The sequence below is a fragment of the Bacteroides sp. MSSM.1001136sp1_RTP21357st2_D2_RTP21359_211015 genome (genome assembly GCF_040913205.1).
Classification (GTDB): Bacteria; Bacteroidota; Bacteroidia; order Bacteroidales; family Bacteroidaceae; genus Bacteroides; species Bacteroides ovatus.
Map to the genome: position 1 here is coordinate 87,275 of NZ_JBDFVF010000017.1, position 17,839 is coordinate 105,113.

General features: G+C 40.6%; 16 protein-coding genes. 5 read left to right on the forward strand and 11 right to left on the reverse strand.

Annotation, left to right across the window (positions count from 1 at the left end):
- Window positions 1–47: 47 nt before the first annotated feature.
- From AB5217_RS12525 to AB5217_RS12540, 4 genes are read right to left on the reverse strand one after another with little or no spacing between them, the layout of a single operon-like run.
- Window positions 48–275, reverse strand: coding sequence for an immunity 17 family protein (locus AB5217_RS12525; protein ID WP_004299265.1), 228 nt, complete (start codon window positions 273–275; stop codon window positions 48–50).
- Window positions 272–685 (reverse strand): tRNA (adenosine(37)-N6)-threonylcarbamoyltransferase complex ATPase subunit type 1 TsaE, encoded by a 414-nt coding sequence (tsaE, locus tag AB5217_RS12530; protein WP_004323470.1) that lies wholly within the window; start codon window positions 683–685, stop codon window positions 272–274. The genes AB5217_RS12525 and tsaE overlap by 4 nt, the downstream gene beginning before the upstream one ends.
- A gap of 13 nt (window positions 686–698) precedes the next feature.
- Complete coding sequence (locus AB5217_RS12535) at window positions 699–1,508, reverse strand: metal ABC transporter permease (protein ID WP_004307944.1); 810 nt, start codon at window positions 1,506–1,508, stop codon at window positions 699–701.
- Window positions 1,509–1,512: 4 nt separating this feature from the next.
- Complete coding sequence (locus AB5217_RS12540; RefSeq protein WP_004299271.1) at window positions 1,513–1,956, reverse strand: hypothetical protein; 444 nt, start codon at window positions 1,954–1,956, stop codon at window positions 1,513–1,515.
- A 114-nt stretch (window positions 1,957–2,070) separates the two neighbouring features.
- Here AB5217_RS12540 and AB5217_RS12545 point away from each other — a divergent pair, with 114 nt between their 5' ends.
- Together AB5217_RS12545 and AB5217_RS12550 are read left to right on the forward strand one after the other, a co-directional pair.
- Window positions 2,071–3,198: a leucine-rich repeat domain-containing protein gene (locus tag AB5217_RS12545; protein ID WP_004323465.1), complete on the forward strand. Its 1,128-nt coding sequence runs from the start codon at window positions 2,071–2,073 to the stop codon at window positions 3,196–3,198.
- 36 nt (window positions 3,199–3,234) lie between these two features.
- Window positions 3,235–4,236, forward strand: coding sequence for a M28 family metallopeptidase (locus AB5217_RS12550; RefSeq protein ID WP_032846537.1), 1,002 nt, complete (start codon window positions 3,235–3,237; stop codon window positions 4,234–4,236).
- Window positions 4,237–4,292: 56 nt separating this feature from the next.
- Here the strand turns inward: AB5217_RS12550 and AB5217_RS12555 are convergent, their stop codons facing one another.
- The 6 genes from AB5217_RS12555 to AB5217_RS12580 all read right to left on the reverse strand — a co-directional run bounded on the left by AB5217_RS12555 (window position 4,293) and on the right by AB5217_RS12580 (window position 13,879).
- Entirely contained in the window at window positions 4,293–5,042 is a 750-nt protein-coding gene (locus AB5217_RS12555; RefSeq protein ID WP_004299279.1) for an N-acetyltransferase, read from the reverse strand.
- Between the two features lie 346 nt (window positions 5,043–5,388).
- A complete protein-coding gene (locus AB5217_RS12560) occupies window positions 5,389–7,401 on the reverse strand; it encodes a RagB/SusD family nutrient uptake outer membrane protein (RefSeq protein ID WP_008018909.1) in 2,013 nt (670 codons plus the stop codon).
- A 13-nt stretch (window positions 7,402–7,414) separates the two neighbouring features.
- The gene (locus tag AB5217_RS12565) at window positions 7,415–10,648 is read right to left on the reverse strand and encodes a SusC/RagA family TonB-linked outer membrane protein (protein WP_042994438.1); all 3,234 of its coding nucleotides are present in this window, start codon (window positions 10,646–10,648) and stop codon (window positions 7,415–7,417) included.
- A 628-nt stretch (window positions 10,649–11,276) separates the two neighbouring features.
- Window positions 11,277–11,993 carry an SDR family NAD(P)-dependent oxidoreductase gene (locus tag AB5217_RS12570; protein WP_004299285.1) on the reverse strand — a complete coding sequence of 239 codons (717 nt, stop codon included), beginning with the start codon at window positions 11,991–11,993 and terminating at the stop codon, window positions 11,277–11,279.
- 74 nt (window positions 11,994–12,067) lie between these two features.
- Complete coding sequence (locus AB5217_RS12575) at window positions 12,068–12,637, reverse strand: Crp/Fnr family transcriptional regulator (RefSeq protein WP_004299287.1); 570 nt, start codon at window positions 12,635–12,637, stop codon at window positions 12,068–12,070.
- 12 nt (window positions 12,638–12,649) lie between these two features.
- Entirely contained in the window at window positions 12,650–13,879 is a 1,230-nt protein-coding gene (locus tag AB5217_RS12580) for a 3-phosphoshikimate 1-carboxyvinyltransferase (protein WP_032846805.1), read from the reverse strand.
- A 186-nt stretch (window positions 13,880–14,065) separates the two neighbouring features.
- On the opposite strand from AB5217_RS12580, the gene AB5217_RS12585 reads away from it, so the two are divergent.
- Both AB5217_RS12585 and AB5217_RS12590 read left to right on the forward strand, forming a co-directional pair.
- Complete coding sequence (locus tag AB5217_RS12585; protein ID WP_004326232.1) at window positions 14,066–14,614, forward strand: WG repeat-containing protein; 549 nt, start codon at window positions 14,066–14,068, stop codon at window positions 14,612–14,614.
- Window positions 14,611–15,663 carry a winged helix DNA-binding domain-containing protein gene (locus AB5217_RS12590; RefSeq protein WP_042994436.1) on the forward strand — a complete coding sequence of 351 codons (1,053 nt, stop codon included), beginning with the start codon at window positions 14,611–14,613 and terminating at the stop codon, window positions 15,661–15,663. Before AB5217_RS12585 ends, AB5217_RS12590 begins: the two co-directional genes overlap by 4 nt.
- 586 nt (window positions 15,664–16,249) lie before the next feature.
- Here the strand turns inward: AB5217_RS12590 and AB5217_RS12595 are convergent.
- Window positions 16,250–16,921: a DUF1349 domain-containing protein gene (locus tag AB5217_RS12595; RefSeq protein WP_004299298.1), complete on the reverse strand. Its 672-nt coding sequence runs from the start codon at window positions 16,919–16,921 to the stop codon at window positions 16,250–16,252.
- Between the two features lie 81 nt (window positions 16,922–17,002).
- Here AB5217_RS12595 and AB5217_RS12600 point away from each other — a divergent pair, with 81 nt between their 5' ends.
- Window positions 17,003–17,782, forward strand: a complete 780-nt coding sequence (locus AB5217_RS12600; protein WP_032847505.1) for a response regulator transcription factor — start codon at window positions 17,003–17,005, stop codon at window positions 17,780–17,782.
- Window positions 17,783–17,839: the final 57 nt, after the last annotated feature.

Here is a 17,839-nt window from a genome sequence, read left to right on the forward strand (position 1 = left end):
AATAGTAAAAAATGGGAAGAAAACAAAAGGATTCTCTTAAAAACATATTATCCTCCTATGGCTTTCCGTGTTTCCACAAAGAAGAATACAGCCATTCCAATGATGATAATTCCCAGTATTCCATAGAAGAGCCTTGCCCGGTTGCGTCCTACATTCCGGACAATGGTTTGTGCGTTGCGCGTTGTAAAGAACCAGTCCCAGTTCAGCAATGACGCCAGCAGGGAGACGATTCCTGCCAGCGCAAAGATTCCTTGTACGATATATTGTCCGGTCATAGTCTGATTACTCTATTTCCGTTTTCCAGTTCTTCAATCGTTACTTTTACGGCATTTCCCGGAAGTAGTTCTTCTACCAGTTCCGGCCATTCGATAAAGCAGAGAGCGCCACTGTAGAAATAGTCTTCGTAACCCATGTCGTACACTTCGCTTAGCTTCTTGATGCGGTAAAAATCAAAGTGATAGATTAACTCTCCGGTTTCGTCCGAACGGTATTCGTTGACAATAGCAAAAGTAGGAGAAGTGATAACATCCGTTACGCCCAATGCTTCGCAAAGTGCTTTGACGAATGTCGTTTTGCCGGCACCCATCTTTCCGTATAAAGCAAATACAGTGTTGTCGCCCATAGCAGCGATAAATTCACGGGCTGCTTCATGGATACTTTCCAGTGATTGAATTTTGATTTCCATATACTATCTATTATTATGACTTTTTCCTGCAACAACTCTTTCCGATTTTACAAACGGCGTAAATCAAGATAGAGAAGAATATGATGGAAGCTCCCGAAGGGACTTTCCAGTGATAAGAAATAAATAATCCACCCAGGCAGCCCAAGAAACCGATGCCAATTGATAACCAGATAATCTTCTTGAAACTATAGGTGAACAAGTTGGCTGTCATCTGTGGAATGGTGAGAAGAGAAATGGCCAATACGATGCCTACCATTCGCAGGCAGGCTACAATGGTCAGTGCGATGAACATCATCAGTACATATTCAAAAATCTCTACCGGAATCTTTTGCGAACGTGCAAACTCACGGTCAAAGGCAATATATACGATAGGGCGGATAAACAGATAAAAGAATCCGGTCAGTATGAGTGCCAATATGCCGAGCATCCATAAGTCGATTTGGTTGATGGTCAGTATATTGCCGAAGAGGTAAGCCGACAGGTCGGGCGCAAATCCCGGTGACAGGAAGCTGAACATAATTCCGAGTGCCATCCCTAACGTCCAGAATACTGCAATGGCAGAATCTTCGCGCATATCTTTCCGTCTGCTAAGCCATTCGACGCCAAAAGCAGATAATACCGAGAATACGGCTGCCGAGAGTATCGGAGAAATTCCGGCAAACAATCCTAACCCGATCCCTCCGAAAGAAGCATGAGTGATTCCTCCGCTGATAAATACCAGGCGGCGGGTTACAATATATGTACCGATAATCCCACAGGCAATGCTTGCCAGCAGACTTCCCAATAGGGCGTGTTGAAAGAATGTATATTGTAGTAAATCCATCACATCACCTGTCATCTGCCTTTTTTACTTCTATGTTTCTTCTTTCTCCGATAATCAGAAAAACTTCGTCTTTGAGATCATCCGGTAGTTCAATGCCACGGAGCTGAAGGCTACGTACCCATCCGGCCACTTCTACATCCAGTGTCGTATACAATACATCCCGAAACATTTCTGTTTCTTCTTCTGTATACGCATCTCCTGCCTTGCCAATGAACTGGTCCAGTTCTTCGTCATCGTAATATTCTATCTTTTTGCTGACAGCTGCCAGCAGGCTATCCCGTTCGCATACTTCGTGTTGTCCGCAGCATTCCACATCTACTTCCTTCACTTCCGGCATACGGTCCAGTTCGCCCTTTTCTATTTTCTTTTGCAGTCTTTTGTTGCGGATAATTCCGGCTATCAGCGCAATGACACCCAGCAACACCAGACTTATAATAAGTATCCACATGACAATATAACAGTTACGAATCAAATTTGTGCAAAGTTACTTATAAATTTGTATTCTATCGTGTATGCTATCTATTTCTTTCGTACTTTTGTATGTTACTAACTCAAATATAAGATGAAAAGACAGAGTATATTATTCGTTCGGAGTATGTGGGTGGTTATCTTATTCACTACCCTTGCTGCCTGTAAAGATACGGATAACAGAGTGTTTGGAGATGATTTTGAATTTCCGGCATTGACAGATGAAAACACGATTCGCTTTACAGTGAATGTTGTAGGAGACTGGCGGCAGTTGGACATTGTAGCAAGTGGGGGACGAATGGTGATAGATTGGGGAAACGGTCGTATACAGAAAATAGAAGATCCTTCTTCAATGAGTGGCGGAGTGGTATATAGATATGGAAATAAAGGATTATATGAAGTGAGGATTTGGGCTGAAGAGCTGCAGCTTATCGATATAAGTGGTTTGCTTCTTCCTTTGAGTCATCTTTATTTGGGAAATATGCCGCGAATGAAATCACTGGCTTTGAATAGCATTTCTGATACTCGCGAATTGGACTTGAATACCTTCTGTCCTAATGTGGAAAGTATTAATATCGGTAGTTTCGCTGATTTGGAGCATTTGGAGATTGAGGATTGTTTCCGATTGCGATCTATACAAGTTTATTCTAATCCCAAATTGACTTCAATAGAGTTTGGTAGTCATCCGGAAGCGGAAAGTTTATATTGTTCTTATAATGGTTTTTCTTCCCTTTCCCTTAAAAGCTTGCCGGCATTGCGCGATATTGATTTGAGTTCTAATGAAGTATTGTCACATCTGGAATTGAACGAGAAGACTTCAATTTCTGCGATATTGATACAAGGATGTGCTTTCCAATCAATTACTGATATATTGAAATGTTGCCCTTCTTTAAGGGAATTAAGTTGCTCATACAACAAATTGACCGAACTTGATCTGTCCGATAACTCTAATATTAGTGAATTGCGTTGTGAACATAATCAGCTAACTCGTTTAATGGTACCGCAAGGAAGTCTGTTAGAACATCTTTATTGTCACTCGAATCAATTGGATGAGGATGCCTTGAATACACTGTTTGATTCCTTGGGGCAAGTGCTGGAACCTGCTATTTATTATCCGACTCCTCCCCGGCAATATCGGATTTCTTTTAATGATAATCCGGGAGCAGATGATTGTAATAGAAATATCTTGAATGATAAAAACTGGATAGTTGAAAATAAGTAAAGTATGGACGATTGTTTCTTAAATCTTATATACATCATGAAGAAAAACATTCTGCTTCTCTCTTTTTTGTGTAATTTTTCATTGTTGTTATCTGCCCAAACTAACGTAGAAAAAGGGTTGCAGAGTATCAACCGTTCCTCTGCCGAAGCTACTATCAACTTTTTGGCTAGTGATGAATTGCAAGGGCGTGAGGCAGGTTTTCATGGTTCACGTGTGACCTCGGAGTATATTGTTTCCTTACTTCAATGGATGGGAGTATCACCTTTGGCTGACTGCTATTTCCAGCCTTTTGATGCTTACCGTAAAGAACGTCAGAAAAAAGGACGTCTGGAAGTGCATCCTGATTCCATAGTTAAACTGAAACAGGAAGTTCATCAGAAGCTTTCCATGAGGAATGTATTGGGAATGATTCCTGGTAAAAATACCAAAGAATATGTGATTGTGGGGGCGCATTTCGACCATTTAGGTATTGATCCTGCACTCGATGGCGACCAAATATACAATGGTGCTGACGATAATGCTTCCGGTGTATCGGCAGTGCTGCAAATAGCAAGAGCCTTTTTAGCCAGTGGACAGCAACCCGAAAGAAATGTAATCTTTGCTTTTTGGGATGGAGAAGAAAAAGGACTGCTTGGCTCTAAATATTTTGTACAAACTTGTCCTTTCCTATCTCAAATCAAAGGCTATCTGAACTTTGACATGATTGGCCGTAATAACAAACCTCAACAGCCTAAACAGGTCGTTTATTTTTATACAGCCGCCCATCCGGTCTTTGAGGATTGGTTGAAAGAGGATATCAGAAAATACGGTTTGCAATTGGAACCGGATTACCGCGCCTGGGAAAATCCGATAGGAGGAAGTGATAATGGTTCGTTTGCCAAAGTAGGTATTCCGATCATCTGGTATCATACGGACGGGCATCCTGATTATCACCAGCCTTCCGATCATGCTGACCGATTGAATTGGGATAAGGTCGTAGAAATCACTAAAGCCTCTTTTCTCAATATGTGGAAGATGGCAAATGAGAAGTCTTTTTAATGAAGCAGATAAAATACAATCCTGATAATTAATGGGAAAAGTCAGGATTGTATTTCTTATTTTTTGAGTATTCTTTTTAAATAGTCGATAGGTGGCAAATTCACAGTCTCAAAACTTCCTTTATAAAATACTGCAAAATTATTAAAAACACACGGTAACTCTTTTGCTTTCTGTAGCGTATCTACTTGAATAAAAGAAACAGGGACATCATTTGTTTCACAATATTGTTTGATCATTTCAATGTATTTATAGATGTAGGGGCATTGCATATCATAATAAATCGTCAGTTCCTCACTTTCTATTTTCAGATTTTTGGCATTTGGCGCAAATTGCGGTACTGTTCCGTCGAAAGAAAGAGCAAGCAATTCATATCCGTTATCAGTAGTGTCAACCACCTCAAAACCAAATTTCTTTGCAAATGATTGGTCGGAAAGCCAGCTCTTCTGTTTTTTTGCCCCAAGCATACAAATGCCGGATCTACCTTTTTCTTTGGCATCAGCTATACAGTACTCTATTAATGCTTTCCCATATCCGTTTCCTCGGGGGCTACCTAGCACCCATAAACAATACAGATAATAATAGTTGTCGCCGATGACGGGAACCCAAGCTGTTTCAAGAGGGGCATATTCAATAAAAACAGTAGCTTTGGCGTTTAACTTTCTAAAGACATGGCCTTCATTCAGCCGGTCGGAAAGCCATTGCCGTTTTGCTTCAATACCAGGATGAGACTTTTTGCTGCGGATAATGCAGCATAAATGCTCATTAGAAAGATTTTCTGTTGTTAAGTTTGTAAAGTCAGTATTCATATACACCTTTGTTTCAAGTTAGATATTATCAATCGGATAGTGTAGTAATTGTAATACTTGATTAGCCCGGTTGACAGATAAGCAAATACAAATGTAGTGAATTTTGCGGATAATCTCTGTTGGGTGACTATGGAAATCACAAAGACTTTTTATACATCTGCAGAGGATGTTGAACGAGAACTCATGCGAATGTAAAACTTCATTGCCTAACTTAGGATTAGATTGACCGCAGTTCTACCTAATCTGAAGCGAGACAATGAAGTTTATAAAAATAAAAAGATAACAGATATATAATATTAAGGTCGATATATTTGTAAGCTCAAAGAGTTGTTCTTTTATCTTTTTATTATTCTACAGGTTGTGCGCCGGTGTCGCCTTCAATCTTCCATCCCGGGTTCTGATAAACGACTGAACTTGTAAAATCATTCTTATCCGAGGCTGTCTGACGAAATACAGCCATACCTATCGGATTCAGATAATGAGCAGGTGTAAAGAGGAATCCCTTCTGCCCGGCAATCAGATTATTCTTCGTGATTTTTTCGTATGGAAGAATATATTTACTTAAATCAGGTGAGGACATATTACCTTCTGCCGGATCTACTTTACATAAATCTGCCAGTTGCGTTTCATAGTTGCTTCCCCAGTATAGCATACCTTCTACACGGTAAGGTTTGGATATCAACTGGTCGCATGCACGCCAGCGTTTCAAGTCTTCCCAGCGCAAAGCTTCTGCACAAAGTTCGTTACGGCGTTCACGGCGGATATTATATAACGTCGCGTCTATCAATTGGCCATGAGAATAAGCACCGAAATCGCCTTTAGCCTCTTCGCTCATCTGTGTTGCAGCGATTGTCTTATTATAGTCTTCGTCCACTTTGGCGCGTCGGCGTAAAGCTTTCCAATATCCGTCGGCTGTTCCGTCGATTCTACCATTTTTTTCATACGAAGCTTCCATGTAAATCAACATGGCTTCTGCCGCACGGAAAACAATACCACCTGATGTTCCCGCACTATGGTCATTTGCCATGTGACTGGAGTAGTGTTTGCCTTTTTTGATGATGAATCCGGTTGTTGCCAAACTTCCTTTATCGCCATAAATGAAACGGATTGAGCAATAACTGGGAGTTCCGTCATCACCGTAATAATTCACATCACCTTTATTTTCAGTGTTGGCATCACCCGGCTTTTTGGTAAAGATAACAATGCGTGAATCACGATTCTGTAAAGTGGAATTTACTCCTTCTTTCTCCCAATCGGGATTATAATCGGAACCGGCTGCATAGATGGGAAGCCCATTGCGCATCAGGAATGAATTGACCATGCCACGAGTCCATCCGGAACCACCGCCATTGCGTGCCAACTCCATTTGCAAGTTGCTGGTTACCAATCCTTCCTTGAACTGTTTCCACATCAGTATTTCATCATATCCTTCCATGTTTTCATCGCAGAACATGGTGTAGTAAGGATTGATGGAAACCAGACTGGCGTTCATACCTTCGGGGGTATCGGTATTGTCTGCCAGTTTTCCGACGATATAGTCGCCTACCACTTTTGATGACTTCATTGCTTCATCAAGAAAATAAGCCACTTCTGCATCACTATTAAAACCGCTTACATCTGCGGGATTACCCGGCCATCCTTTTCCACCGGGTACAAAAGCTGTTCCTTTGTGATACTTTTCCCAAGTTGCTTCGAAGAGGGCAACGCGTGCACGTAGCAAGTGAGCTACGTTTTTGCTGATGCGATTCTTGCCACCGGGACTTTTATCAAGCAACAATTCTGTTGCTTTTTGCAAATCGTCCAGAATGAAGCGTGCCACCTTATTACGCGGCTGGCGCTTGCTGGATTCCACCAAGGTCTCTTCTATGTCGGGCAATGCAGTAGTGATAATAGGCAGATCTCCTAAAGAAACCAGTAATTTATAATAATTGTATGCCCGGATCACGTACATTTCTCCGATATAATGCTTCACATTATCCTGATTGCCGGTAATAGTGCCGGCTTCGAATTTCGGTAAAGTATTATCAAAGAAATAGTTGCAGGTTCGTATTTTACTCCAGTCCCATTCGCCTTCACCTGACGGCACCTTCTTTTGCCCGGGTATCCAGAAGGCCGGTGAGTCACCACTGGCTTGGTTATCAGTATCATTATCTTTGCCGAAGAAATTGATGCCATACGCATCGGTCACTGTTTCAAATGGGTAAGCATTGATTGTGTATGCAGCCAGATCACTTTCGGATGCAAAATATTTTTCGGGAATTACTTTATCCAGTGGTTCCCTGTCGAGAAAATCATTGCAACCGGTCAGTCCGCCCAATAGCAATGTTCCTATTGTCAAAAGTTTAATATGTTTTTTCATAATCGTTTATCATTTAAAATGTTGCACTTAAACCGAATGATACAGTCTTGGATAGCGGATAGGTACATCCGTCCCAGTTGCCGATGCCAACAGTTTCGGGGTCAAACGTATCGGCCAGACTGGTAATAGTAAATAAATTCTCTGCTGAAACAAAGAATCGCAGATTGTTTACGCAGAATTTCTCTGTCAAAGATTTAGGTAATGTATAACCTAAAGTAACGTTTTTCAGACGGCAGTAAGCCGCATTTTGCAAATATCGGGTCTGTGGATTACGGTTTCTATCATTCTCGAGAGGACGCGGATAATAACCACCCAGGTTAGCTCCTAGCGGATTAGTCGTATCTTCTCCGCGGAAATAGTCCAGATGAGGTTTGAAAAAGTTGGTTTGCCAGTAGCCTACTGCTCCCCAGAACATTGTAGAACCACTCCCCGGCATATAATCACGTTTCATCGTTCCTTGGAAAAATAATTTAAGGTCGAACCCTTTCCAGGCGGCATCCAGATTCAAACCAAAGTTGTAGCGTGGTGTACTGTTGCCTATTTTCTTCAAATCACCATGATCAGCCAGTGTTTTGTTACCTCTGCTGATCTGGCCGTCACCGTTCAAATCCGCATACATGATGTCACCTGCTCCCCAGCCGGAACCGAGTACATCCTGTGCGCCATTGGGCATACCGGCCAAATGATCTTTCATCTCTTGATCGGTCTTTGCGATGCCGATTGTTTGGAATCCCCATATATCACCTACGTGAGCACCTGCATAATACGTATTATTATTGTCTTTATCTAAAATTGTGTTTGACGGATTGGGGTATTTATCAATAACCACTTGATTGTCTGACAAAGATAAGGTAACTCCATACTTAAAGTCGCGTATCTGGTCGCGCCAGTTCACCTGTATTTCCCAACCTTTGGAAGTCATATCGAGGTTGTTTACTTTGGGAACGGCAATGCCTAAGAGGTTGGGTAGTTCGGGGGCGGGGCCTACCATGTTTTTAGATTTACGCTGGAAATAGTCGAATGTTACATTCAAACGATTGTTGAGCATAGATAAGTCGAAACCTAAATCCAGTGTTTGCGTCTTTTCCCATGTCAGTAAGGAAGATACCAGCGCAGATTCTTTGGAAATATTTGGTTTTACGCCATTTACCAGCCAACTGCCTAGTGCGTAATTGCCCCATTGGTCTTTGTTAATATCAATAGTTCGATAGAATGGATACCAGTTATCTGTGTTTTGGTTGCCCAATTCACCCCATGAACCACGTATCTTGAATGTGCTGATTAAATCGGTCAGATCTTCAAAAAATGCTTCACGGGCCATGTTCCATCCTAAGGAGAATGATGGGAATAGATTCCAGCGGTTATCTCGAAGGAAACGTGAAGTGCCGTCATATCTCATATTTACTTCAGCCAGATAACGTCCTTTGTAGTCGTAATTAACACGTCCGAAGAAGCCGGCTGTAGCCCATTCGGAGTACCCTCCTCTGTTTTGTGCATTTGTCTGCGTGGTGTTCAAGGTAGCCACTTCCGACATGATACCGTCTTGGGAAGCGGTAATATCACGTTGTTTGAATAGTTCGCTCTGAAAACCCAGCATCACTTTAAAGTTGTGCCCGCTTTCTAATGATTTGCCGTATTCGGTAAAGATGTTCGGATTGAAGAAATTACTCTTATAAGCATATTCTGTAACGCTGGAAGTTTGATTGGCAATAATGTAGGGATTTTTACTCACATCATAACCATAAACGGTTTGATAATCGGTATGGTCGAAATTATAGTTGGAACGGTAGTTCAATTCTACGTTAATTTTCCAGTCTTTGATGGGTTCCACGATGAAAGCAAGCTGGTGTGCCATCACGTCTTTTTGTGATTTATATCGGCCTCCTTCTGTTAATTGGTAAATCTTGGATTCGACAGTATAGAATCCGTTTGGGTCTACTACCGGAATGACAGGCCAGTAGCGACATACATCGAAATAGAATACATTACTTTTGATATCGCCTCCGGCAAATGAAGGAGCTTCATAATCCGTCCGGTTAAAACGCATACTATAACTTATTTTCAACCATTTGGTTAAGTCCGCATTGATTTTTGCAGTAAAGGAGTAGCGTTGTTTGTTATCATCTCCAAACTTCAAGAGACCTCCTTGGTCCAGATAATTCGCAGAAAGATAATATTGTATTTTATCCGTTCCACCATTTACGCTCAATGAATGCTCGTGGGTAAAGCTATTACCAAATAACGTTTTTAACCAGTCGGTATTGCCGGTAGGCATCACGTCTTGCCGTTGGGGATCATCGAATGAATTCCATCTTCCCGCATCGGTCGGCCACATATATTGTGTGCTTTTTCCTGCTTGAAAATCCAGAATTTGTTGAAGTTTGGTGGCGCTATACATGGGAGTCTGTCCACCATTAGTTAACTGGTCATTGACTGCCAGAGCAAAATTGTATGAATCTGCCATTTCAGGCATATTCAAGGGAGATACAAAACGGAAGTTGTTATTATAGTTAACTACCGTTTTTCCCGACTTACCTTTCTTTGTTGTAATCAGGATGACTCCACCTGGTGCCCGCGAGCCATAAATGGAGGAAGCGGCTGCATCTTTCAGTACAGAAATATTCTCAATGTCCTGTGGATTGATAGCGTTCATGTCTCCCTCCATACCGTCAATGAGCACCAATGGTTCTACCTTTGAACCAGCTCCAATTGTTCCAACACCACGAATATTGAATTTTTTGTCTGAACCTAAGGAGCCACCACCATCACCAGTAGAGATATTCATCCCCGGAACCATACCTTGCAAAGCTTCTATGGTAGAGTTAACGGGACGTGCCGAAATTTCTTTTGCTCCTACCGTAGATACAGATCCTGTTACATTCACTTTCTTTTGTGTACCAAAAGCAACCACAACAACTTCATCCAATGTTTGTGTATTGTCTTTAAGGATGATATTCAATGATTGTCCTGTGAATTTGATTTCTTGAGTCTGATAACCAACAAAAGAGACTACAATAATATCTCCGGTTTTTACATTGTTTAAAGAGAAGTCACCGTTGATTCCGGTGATTGTACCGTTCGTCGTACCTTTGGCTACGACGGATGCACCGATGATGGTTTCACCTGCTGCATCTTTTACTACACCCTTACAAGTAGTACCCTGTTGTACAACGGAAACTTTTAGAGTGCTTTCACCTATTTCCGGATAAGCTGCTTCTACTGACATTGTCAGTAGGAACAACAACATACTAACTGACTTTAGTTGTTTTAACATAGCATTGAATTTAGAGTTTTTCCTAGAATCCGGAATTACTTTTAATAAGTTCTTTCAGAACTTATTCCGTGCGTAAAACGTTGGATTCAAAGCCTTAAATTCAAAAAAAGAGTCATCTTTTAAGCGATCTTTTCTACTTGTTTTATACCCATTTTATATCTATTTCGTACCTGTTTGTGTTAGATGAAATAACAAGGATGATGAAATAAACAAGTCGTTTCATTTCAATATGAAGATAAAATACGGCTTTGGGTATTCTTAAAAAGAAAAAATGAATGAGAATTTGATATTATTTTTGAAAATACATGCTATGTATTAAAATATATTATATATTTGTGCCGTTAATTCTAATTTTATAAACCATCCTAGTTCTGAAAGAACTTATTTTTTCATCATTGATTACTGAACCCTAAAAGTGTCCTCCAATTGTAAGAGAGCTGTTTATTTGTGAGTTAGCTATTATCATTAATATGATTCCCGTACAGACTTATATACATAACTAGAATTTGGTAGATACCAATATCTGTATAAACAGTTGGGGCAGGTGTTTTTTTATTAGATTTACTTAGACAAATATGTGTTGGCTATGGAGTATCTATCATTACATCCGGCAATAAATAGCAGATGGCAACAGACGAAACAGGATAGTTACATATCTCCATCTTTGGGAAATGAAAGCTACTTTTTTCTTTTTAGAAATAGCCTTTTTAATTTGTTTCACAGCTTTATCAACGGGAGTAACCCAAAACAATCCTTCTCCTTTTGCCATAGCGGTGTCTACAAATCCGGGACGAATATCGGTAGTGTAAATAGAATAAGGAGATTTAGTTGCTTTTTGTCGTAATCCTTCCATATAGTTGATTTGATAGGCTTTCGACGCATTGTAGGCGGGAGCGATGCCACTGCCGCGTGTACCTCCAACAGAGGAAATAGTAACCAGATGCCCGCTTTTTTGCTGTTCGAAATATCGGAAACCCCAGTCTGCGATGTTGGTGAATCCTATCACGTTCGTTAGTAAGGTAGGTTCTTCCAATTGGTAGGAGAGTTCGGGGTTTAGTTCTCCGGTCCCGGCACAGATAATCAATATATCCATTCCACCCATTTTTTGAGTGAGAGTTTCGAGGGATGAAATGGTAGCTTGTGTATCGGTGATGTCGCACACTTGATAGAATAGTTTGTCTTTGTCCCGGGCGCATACCTCTTCTAATAGATTTTCCCTGCGACCGGTAATGCCGATAAGATAATCTTCTTGAGAATAGACTTCTGCCAATCCGCGACCGATGCCGGAAGTTGCACCTATAATTATAATTTTTTTCATGAAATACAATATACTTTGTTTGCCCGCAAAAGTAAGGGTAGAGAATAAATAAACTCTTGATTGAAATCAAGAATTTATTTTTGTACGACTTTTCTTCGGATACGACTTAATGTTTCGGGACGAATCAGAAGATAGGAAGCCAGTTCTTTTAAAGTTATCAGTTTCAGTAAGTCGGGACAACGGTTGATAATTTCAAGATAGCGTTCTTCCGGTGTCAGGCTGTACATTGAAATCATCCGGTCGTAGACTTCCCACAATAACGTTTCTGCGATGCGACGTCCTAACTTTTGGTGAGCGTCGTTGGTATCGTAGAAGTCTGCCATTTGCTGATAATTGATTACGTATACCGAGCAGTCACACAAGGCTTGTATATCTACATTTGATTTATCCTGTAACTGAAAAGCCGGATAGTTGCCAACAAAAGAATGATCGAAAGTATAGCCTACAATGCTGCTCTCGCCTACACTGTTGGTGCAACAGTACCGGAAAGAACCGGAACTGACGAATCCCATTGTTTTGCATACTTCTCCTTGGCGGGAAAAGTAGTCTCCTTTCTTATAATAGGTCTGCTTCCCCTGTTGCAATACAAAATCTACAATAGGGGAGTAGTTGATGTGGGAAGTATATTTGTTGAAATCTTCCACAGCGTATGAAAATTAGCCTTCGTTTATAACCTGAAATCCGGCCTGTTTCAAATCTTCCCAATATCCGGGATATGATTTGGTAACGACTTGCGGATCGGCAATAAGTAAATTGGGATGGCGGATAATTGCCGGTGCAAATGCCATTGCCATCCGATGGTCTTCATAGGTTTCAATCACCGGAGTTTCTTCCGGTTCACATCGTTCGCCATTCCACATTAATATACTGTCATTTTCTTCCTCGATCACATATCCCAGCTTTTTAAGCTCGGCTCGCAGAGCGGCAATACGGTCAGTCTCTTTTATTTTCAGGCTTTGTAATCCGGTGAAACGGAAAGGGATATTCAGCAAGGCACAAGTAACGACAAACGTCTGTGCCAAGTCCGGAATATCGACAAAGTCCTCTTCCAGCCTTTCCGGCGCTTTGCCTGTTTTTTTCAGTTTCACACCTTGCGATGTAAATTCGGTAGTTATACCTAAGCGTGAGAAAACTTCTGCTCCCCGGCTATCTCCCTGATAACTGTTATGAAACAACCCCAATAATTCAATTTCTGCTTTGGGAGATAAGGCAGCAATCTGATACCAATAGGAAGCTGCGCTCCAGTCACTTTCCACTTTGAAAGGAATGCTCTGATAAAGTTGTGGAGCAACGGATATGCTATTGGGAGAAGTCCATGCGGCTTTGGCTCCAAAGTCCTGCATCAGTTGCAATGTAAGATTGATATAAGGGCGGGAAATAATCTCTCCGCTTAAATGCAAAGTCAAACCGTCTTTGAGTGCCGGACCTATCATCAATAGAGCAGATATATATTGGGAACTTACATTTCCTTTCAAGGTTATTTCATTTCCTTTCAACTCTGCCCCTTTGATACATAAGGGAGGATATCCTTCATGGTGGACATACTCTATTTCAGCTCCTAATTCCCGGAGCGCATTGACTAATATCTGTATCGGGCGTTGCTGCATACGGGCTGTTCCTGTGATTGTCCGTTCCCCCGGAGTCACACTTAAATAGGCGGTAAGGAAACGCATAGCAGTGCCCGCAGCCATAATGTCAATCGTCTCTTTCCCTTCGGTGAGAGCTTTTATCATCACCTGTGTATCGTCGCAATCGGACAGGTTTTCAGGAGGATAAATACCTTTGCCCAGCGCATTGATGATTAATGCACGATTACTGATACTTTTAGAAGCCGGCAACTGGATAGTTGCTGTTACTACTGAAGGAGGGATGAGTTTATAGAGCATCATTTCTTGATCTATTCTTTGTTATGGAGTACAAAAGTAGAGATTTATTCGGAGACTTCCAACTGGTTTTGACTCTTGGCTAAGGAGTTGAGGCAATATCTGTATCTTCTTATTTATTCTTTTTATCATTAACAATGATTTGTATGGAAAGAAATTTTATATTTGCAATATACTAATAATAAGCTCATGAAACTAAAATCTTTGTATGCCTTATTGTTTTGCATTTTTATGACTGGTTGTTTGGACGGTCAAAAACAGTCGGATCATTCAATCCTTATTGCTTATATGTCAACTGAATATCCGGAATTAGGATCTTCTGTCTGTTATTTGAATGAGCAAGGTGATACGATTGTTCCCTTTGGTAAATATCATTATGGAGGAAGTGATACAATACGGCATATCGGTTTTGTAATGGAACCTCATAAACCCGGATGGACAACTATTAATAACAAAGGAGAAAAACTTTTTTATGCCTTTAGTTTTGATAATGGACCGGATTATGTAGAGGAAGGGCTTTTTCGTATCATAAATGATGAGATGCTGATGGGGTTTGCCGATACACTGGGGAATGTTGTCATCAAACCACAGTTTGCTTTCGTTTGCCCTTTCAAGGATGGTAAGGCCGAAGTGACCTATACTGGGGAAAAAAAGGCATTGGATGATTATGGGGAGCATTGGACCTGGCAAAGTGATGATTGGTTTTATATTGATAAAAATGGCAATAAATTAAAATGAAAATACCGAATATACGTTTACTCAACCAACAGTTATTAAGTCCTCTTTTCTCTCAACCCAAGGAACTTGTGTCCTGGATGGGAGCTATGCAGGCACAGAATTATTCCATGGTGAAATGGGCAGTAGGAATGCGTTTGAAGTCAGCAACGATTCAAACTGTGGAAAAAGCACTGCGTGATGGTGAAATCCTGCGGACTCATGTAATGCGTCCGACATGGCATCTCGTAGCAGCAGAAGATATCCGGTGGATGTTGAAACTTTCCGCCGGGCGTATTATATCTGCTAATGAGTCTTATGCGAAAGGGCATGACTTGGAAATTTCTGAAGAACTCTATACGAAAAGTCATAATCTGTTGGAGAAAATTCTTTGTGGGAAGAAAAGCTTGACGAGGCAGGAGATTGCCGAGCATTTTAACCGTTCGGGGATTGTAGCGGATAATCATCGTATGACCCGCTTTATGGCTCGTGCGGAGCAGGTGGGGATTGTATGTAGTGGGGAAGATAAAGAAAGTAAATGTACGTATGCGCTTTTGGAAGAAAGTGTTCCGCCGATGCCGGAATTGACCAAAGATGAATCTTTGGCTCGTTTGGCTAGAAGCTATTTTCGTAGTCATGCTCCTGCTGTTTTGCAAGATTTTGTCTGGTGGTCGGGGCTGCCTATTACAGATGCACGTCAAGCTATTTATTTGATTGATTCGGAATTAACGGCAGAAGAATGGAATGGACAAACATGGTATATTCATGAAGATTGCCGGACTCGTGGAAAAGTTACCGGCAGTTTACATCTTCTTCCTTCTTATGATGAATATTTGCTTGGTTATAAAGACCGGACAGACGTTTTGCCTAAAGAGCATTACTCGAAAGCATTTACCAATAATGGTCTGTTTTATCCGATTGTTCTTCATGAAGGACAAGTGATAGGAAACTGGGATAAGTCTGTTAAAAAGAGAGGCTCATTGATAGAACATTCATGGTTCCGGTTGGATGATTGTGTCGATGAAGGTGCGTTGGATCGTGAGAAAGATAAGTATATACGGTTTTGGCGATAATATGAGAAAACATATATTTTATCGTTGCATAATTCCATATATGCAGGATATATTTAGGTATGAGTTGAAAATGAGAAGGATTTGCTGTTTTCGAATTTAGAAAAGAAATAAATCGATTGCGTTTTGGAATAATTTGTTTTAGTCTGTGTCTTTTATGGAATAGATGTATAGAACTTACCTTTGTTTTGTCTCAAATTGATATGTGGAGTGTTGGCTGTTTCAGGTGTAGGTTAGCTCTGGGATAGCACTTAAAATAAAGTTTTATATGCTCCTTTTAAAGGAATAAAGTGTTTCTCACCGATCAATGAGTCGTTCCTTTAAAAGGAACTGGTTATTCCTTTTAAAGAAACGATTGTCAATAAGTTTATTTATAGTGTATCTTTTGACTGTTTTTATGTAAAAAACTCCTCTGAAACTGTATATTCTTGCATTATTTTATACAACAGAACTGCTGGAAGAGGAAATCCGTGTGATGCTATTTATACTCATCATATTAAAAATAGAACATTTAAAGTAAGATATACTACCATATTTATATTATAAAGAGCTTTCTCTCTATTTAAATAAATAGCATCAGGACTGATTTTTATTTGTTTATTTGCCTTTTTGCCCATTCCAGTCTTCGTTGATCGGCTAATGGAGTCACTTTAAATTCTTCGAATGTAGCGGTGAACCCTTTCCCGTCCGGACAAGCTCCCATTAATCCTACCATGACAGGACAATTATCTTGTAACCAACAAGTGCGCATCATAATATATTCTTTATCATCACGTGAGAAAAATATTTCTACTGCATCCAGGCGACGGACTGCTTTTATCCATATAGAGCGGGGAGCATCCGGCAATTGTACTACACTCCAGTCACTAGTCCGATGCGTAACCACGGCACTTACATTCTGTTTGCCATCAACGTATTCCACACCTGCTTTTATCCAGTTCTCATGGTCGATGCGCAGCATTAATCCCATTTGGTCAAAGGTGGTGACATAGTTGCCGGTTATCTTTACTTTGGCTTCAAATTCTCCACCATAAGTCGCATAATAGAAAGGTCCGTCGTCCACTGTGAATCCATAATGAGAAATCCTCCAAAAGTCTGTTTTTGCAGGAACATCCATCACTAAGGTTTTGCCATCTTTTATTTCCCACTGTTGAGGCTCGTTCAGCCAGTTCATCTTATTCAAACTTTGTGCCATAGAAGAAGTTGCTACTGCCATAAAGGCTATTGACATGATTTTGATTTTTAAATGTTTCATGATCATTTCTTATTTGATTATCTTTGTGGTGCAAAGATAGCTCATACCTCCGTGTGCAACAATACTGAATAATAACCATTTTATAAGATGGATGTATTACAAAAGGAAATAGATGAAGTTTATGCGACACAACTGATAGCCGATGAAATATTGGACAATGGAGTTGTAGAGCAACATCAACGCTTTATTCATTCATTGACGGAGATTAATGGTGGATGTGCTGTTATTTCAGATCTTTCGAATAGGAAAAGTTACATTGCCGTTCATCCTTGGGCGCATTTTCTAGGCTTAACTCCCGAAGAAGCTGCTTTGAGTGTGATTGATTCTATGGATGAAGATTGTATTTATCGGCGTATTCATCCTGAAGACTTGGTAGAAAAGCGGTTATTGGAGTATCAGTTTTTTCAGAAGACCTTTTCGATGTCTTCCGAAGAACGGTTGAAGTACCGGGGAAGATGCAGAATACGTATGATGAATGAGAAAGGAGTCTATCAGTATATTGATAATTTAGTGCAGATTATGGAAAATACTCCTTCCGGAAGTGTATGGTTGATTTTTTGTCTTTATACCTTGTCTGCAGATCAACGAACGGAGCAGGGGATATATCCCACTATTACCCATATGGAACGTGGAGAGGTCGAAACGCTCTTTTTTTCGGAAGAACATCGCAATATCTTATCCGAGCGCGAAAAAGAAATACTTCGCTGTATACGTAAAGGACTATCTAGTAAAGAAATTGCAGCTGCCCTTTATATTAGTGTGAATACAGTCAATCGACACCGGCAGAATATTTTGGAGAAACTCTCTGTCGGTAATTCGATAGAAGCGTGTCGGGCTGCTGAATTGATGAAACTGTTGGATTTGTAATCCAATAAGATGGCATTGTTCACTGATTTCTTTCTTCAGATTTAAAGCTTATCTGAA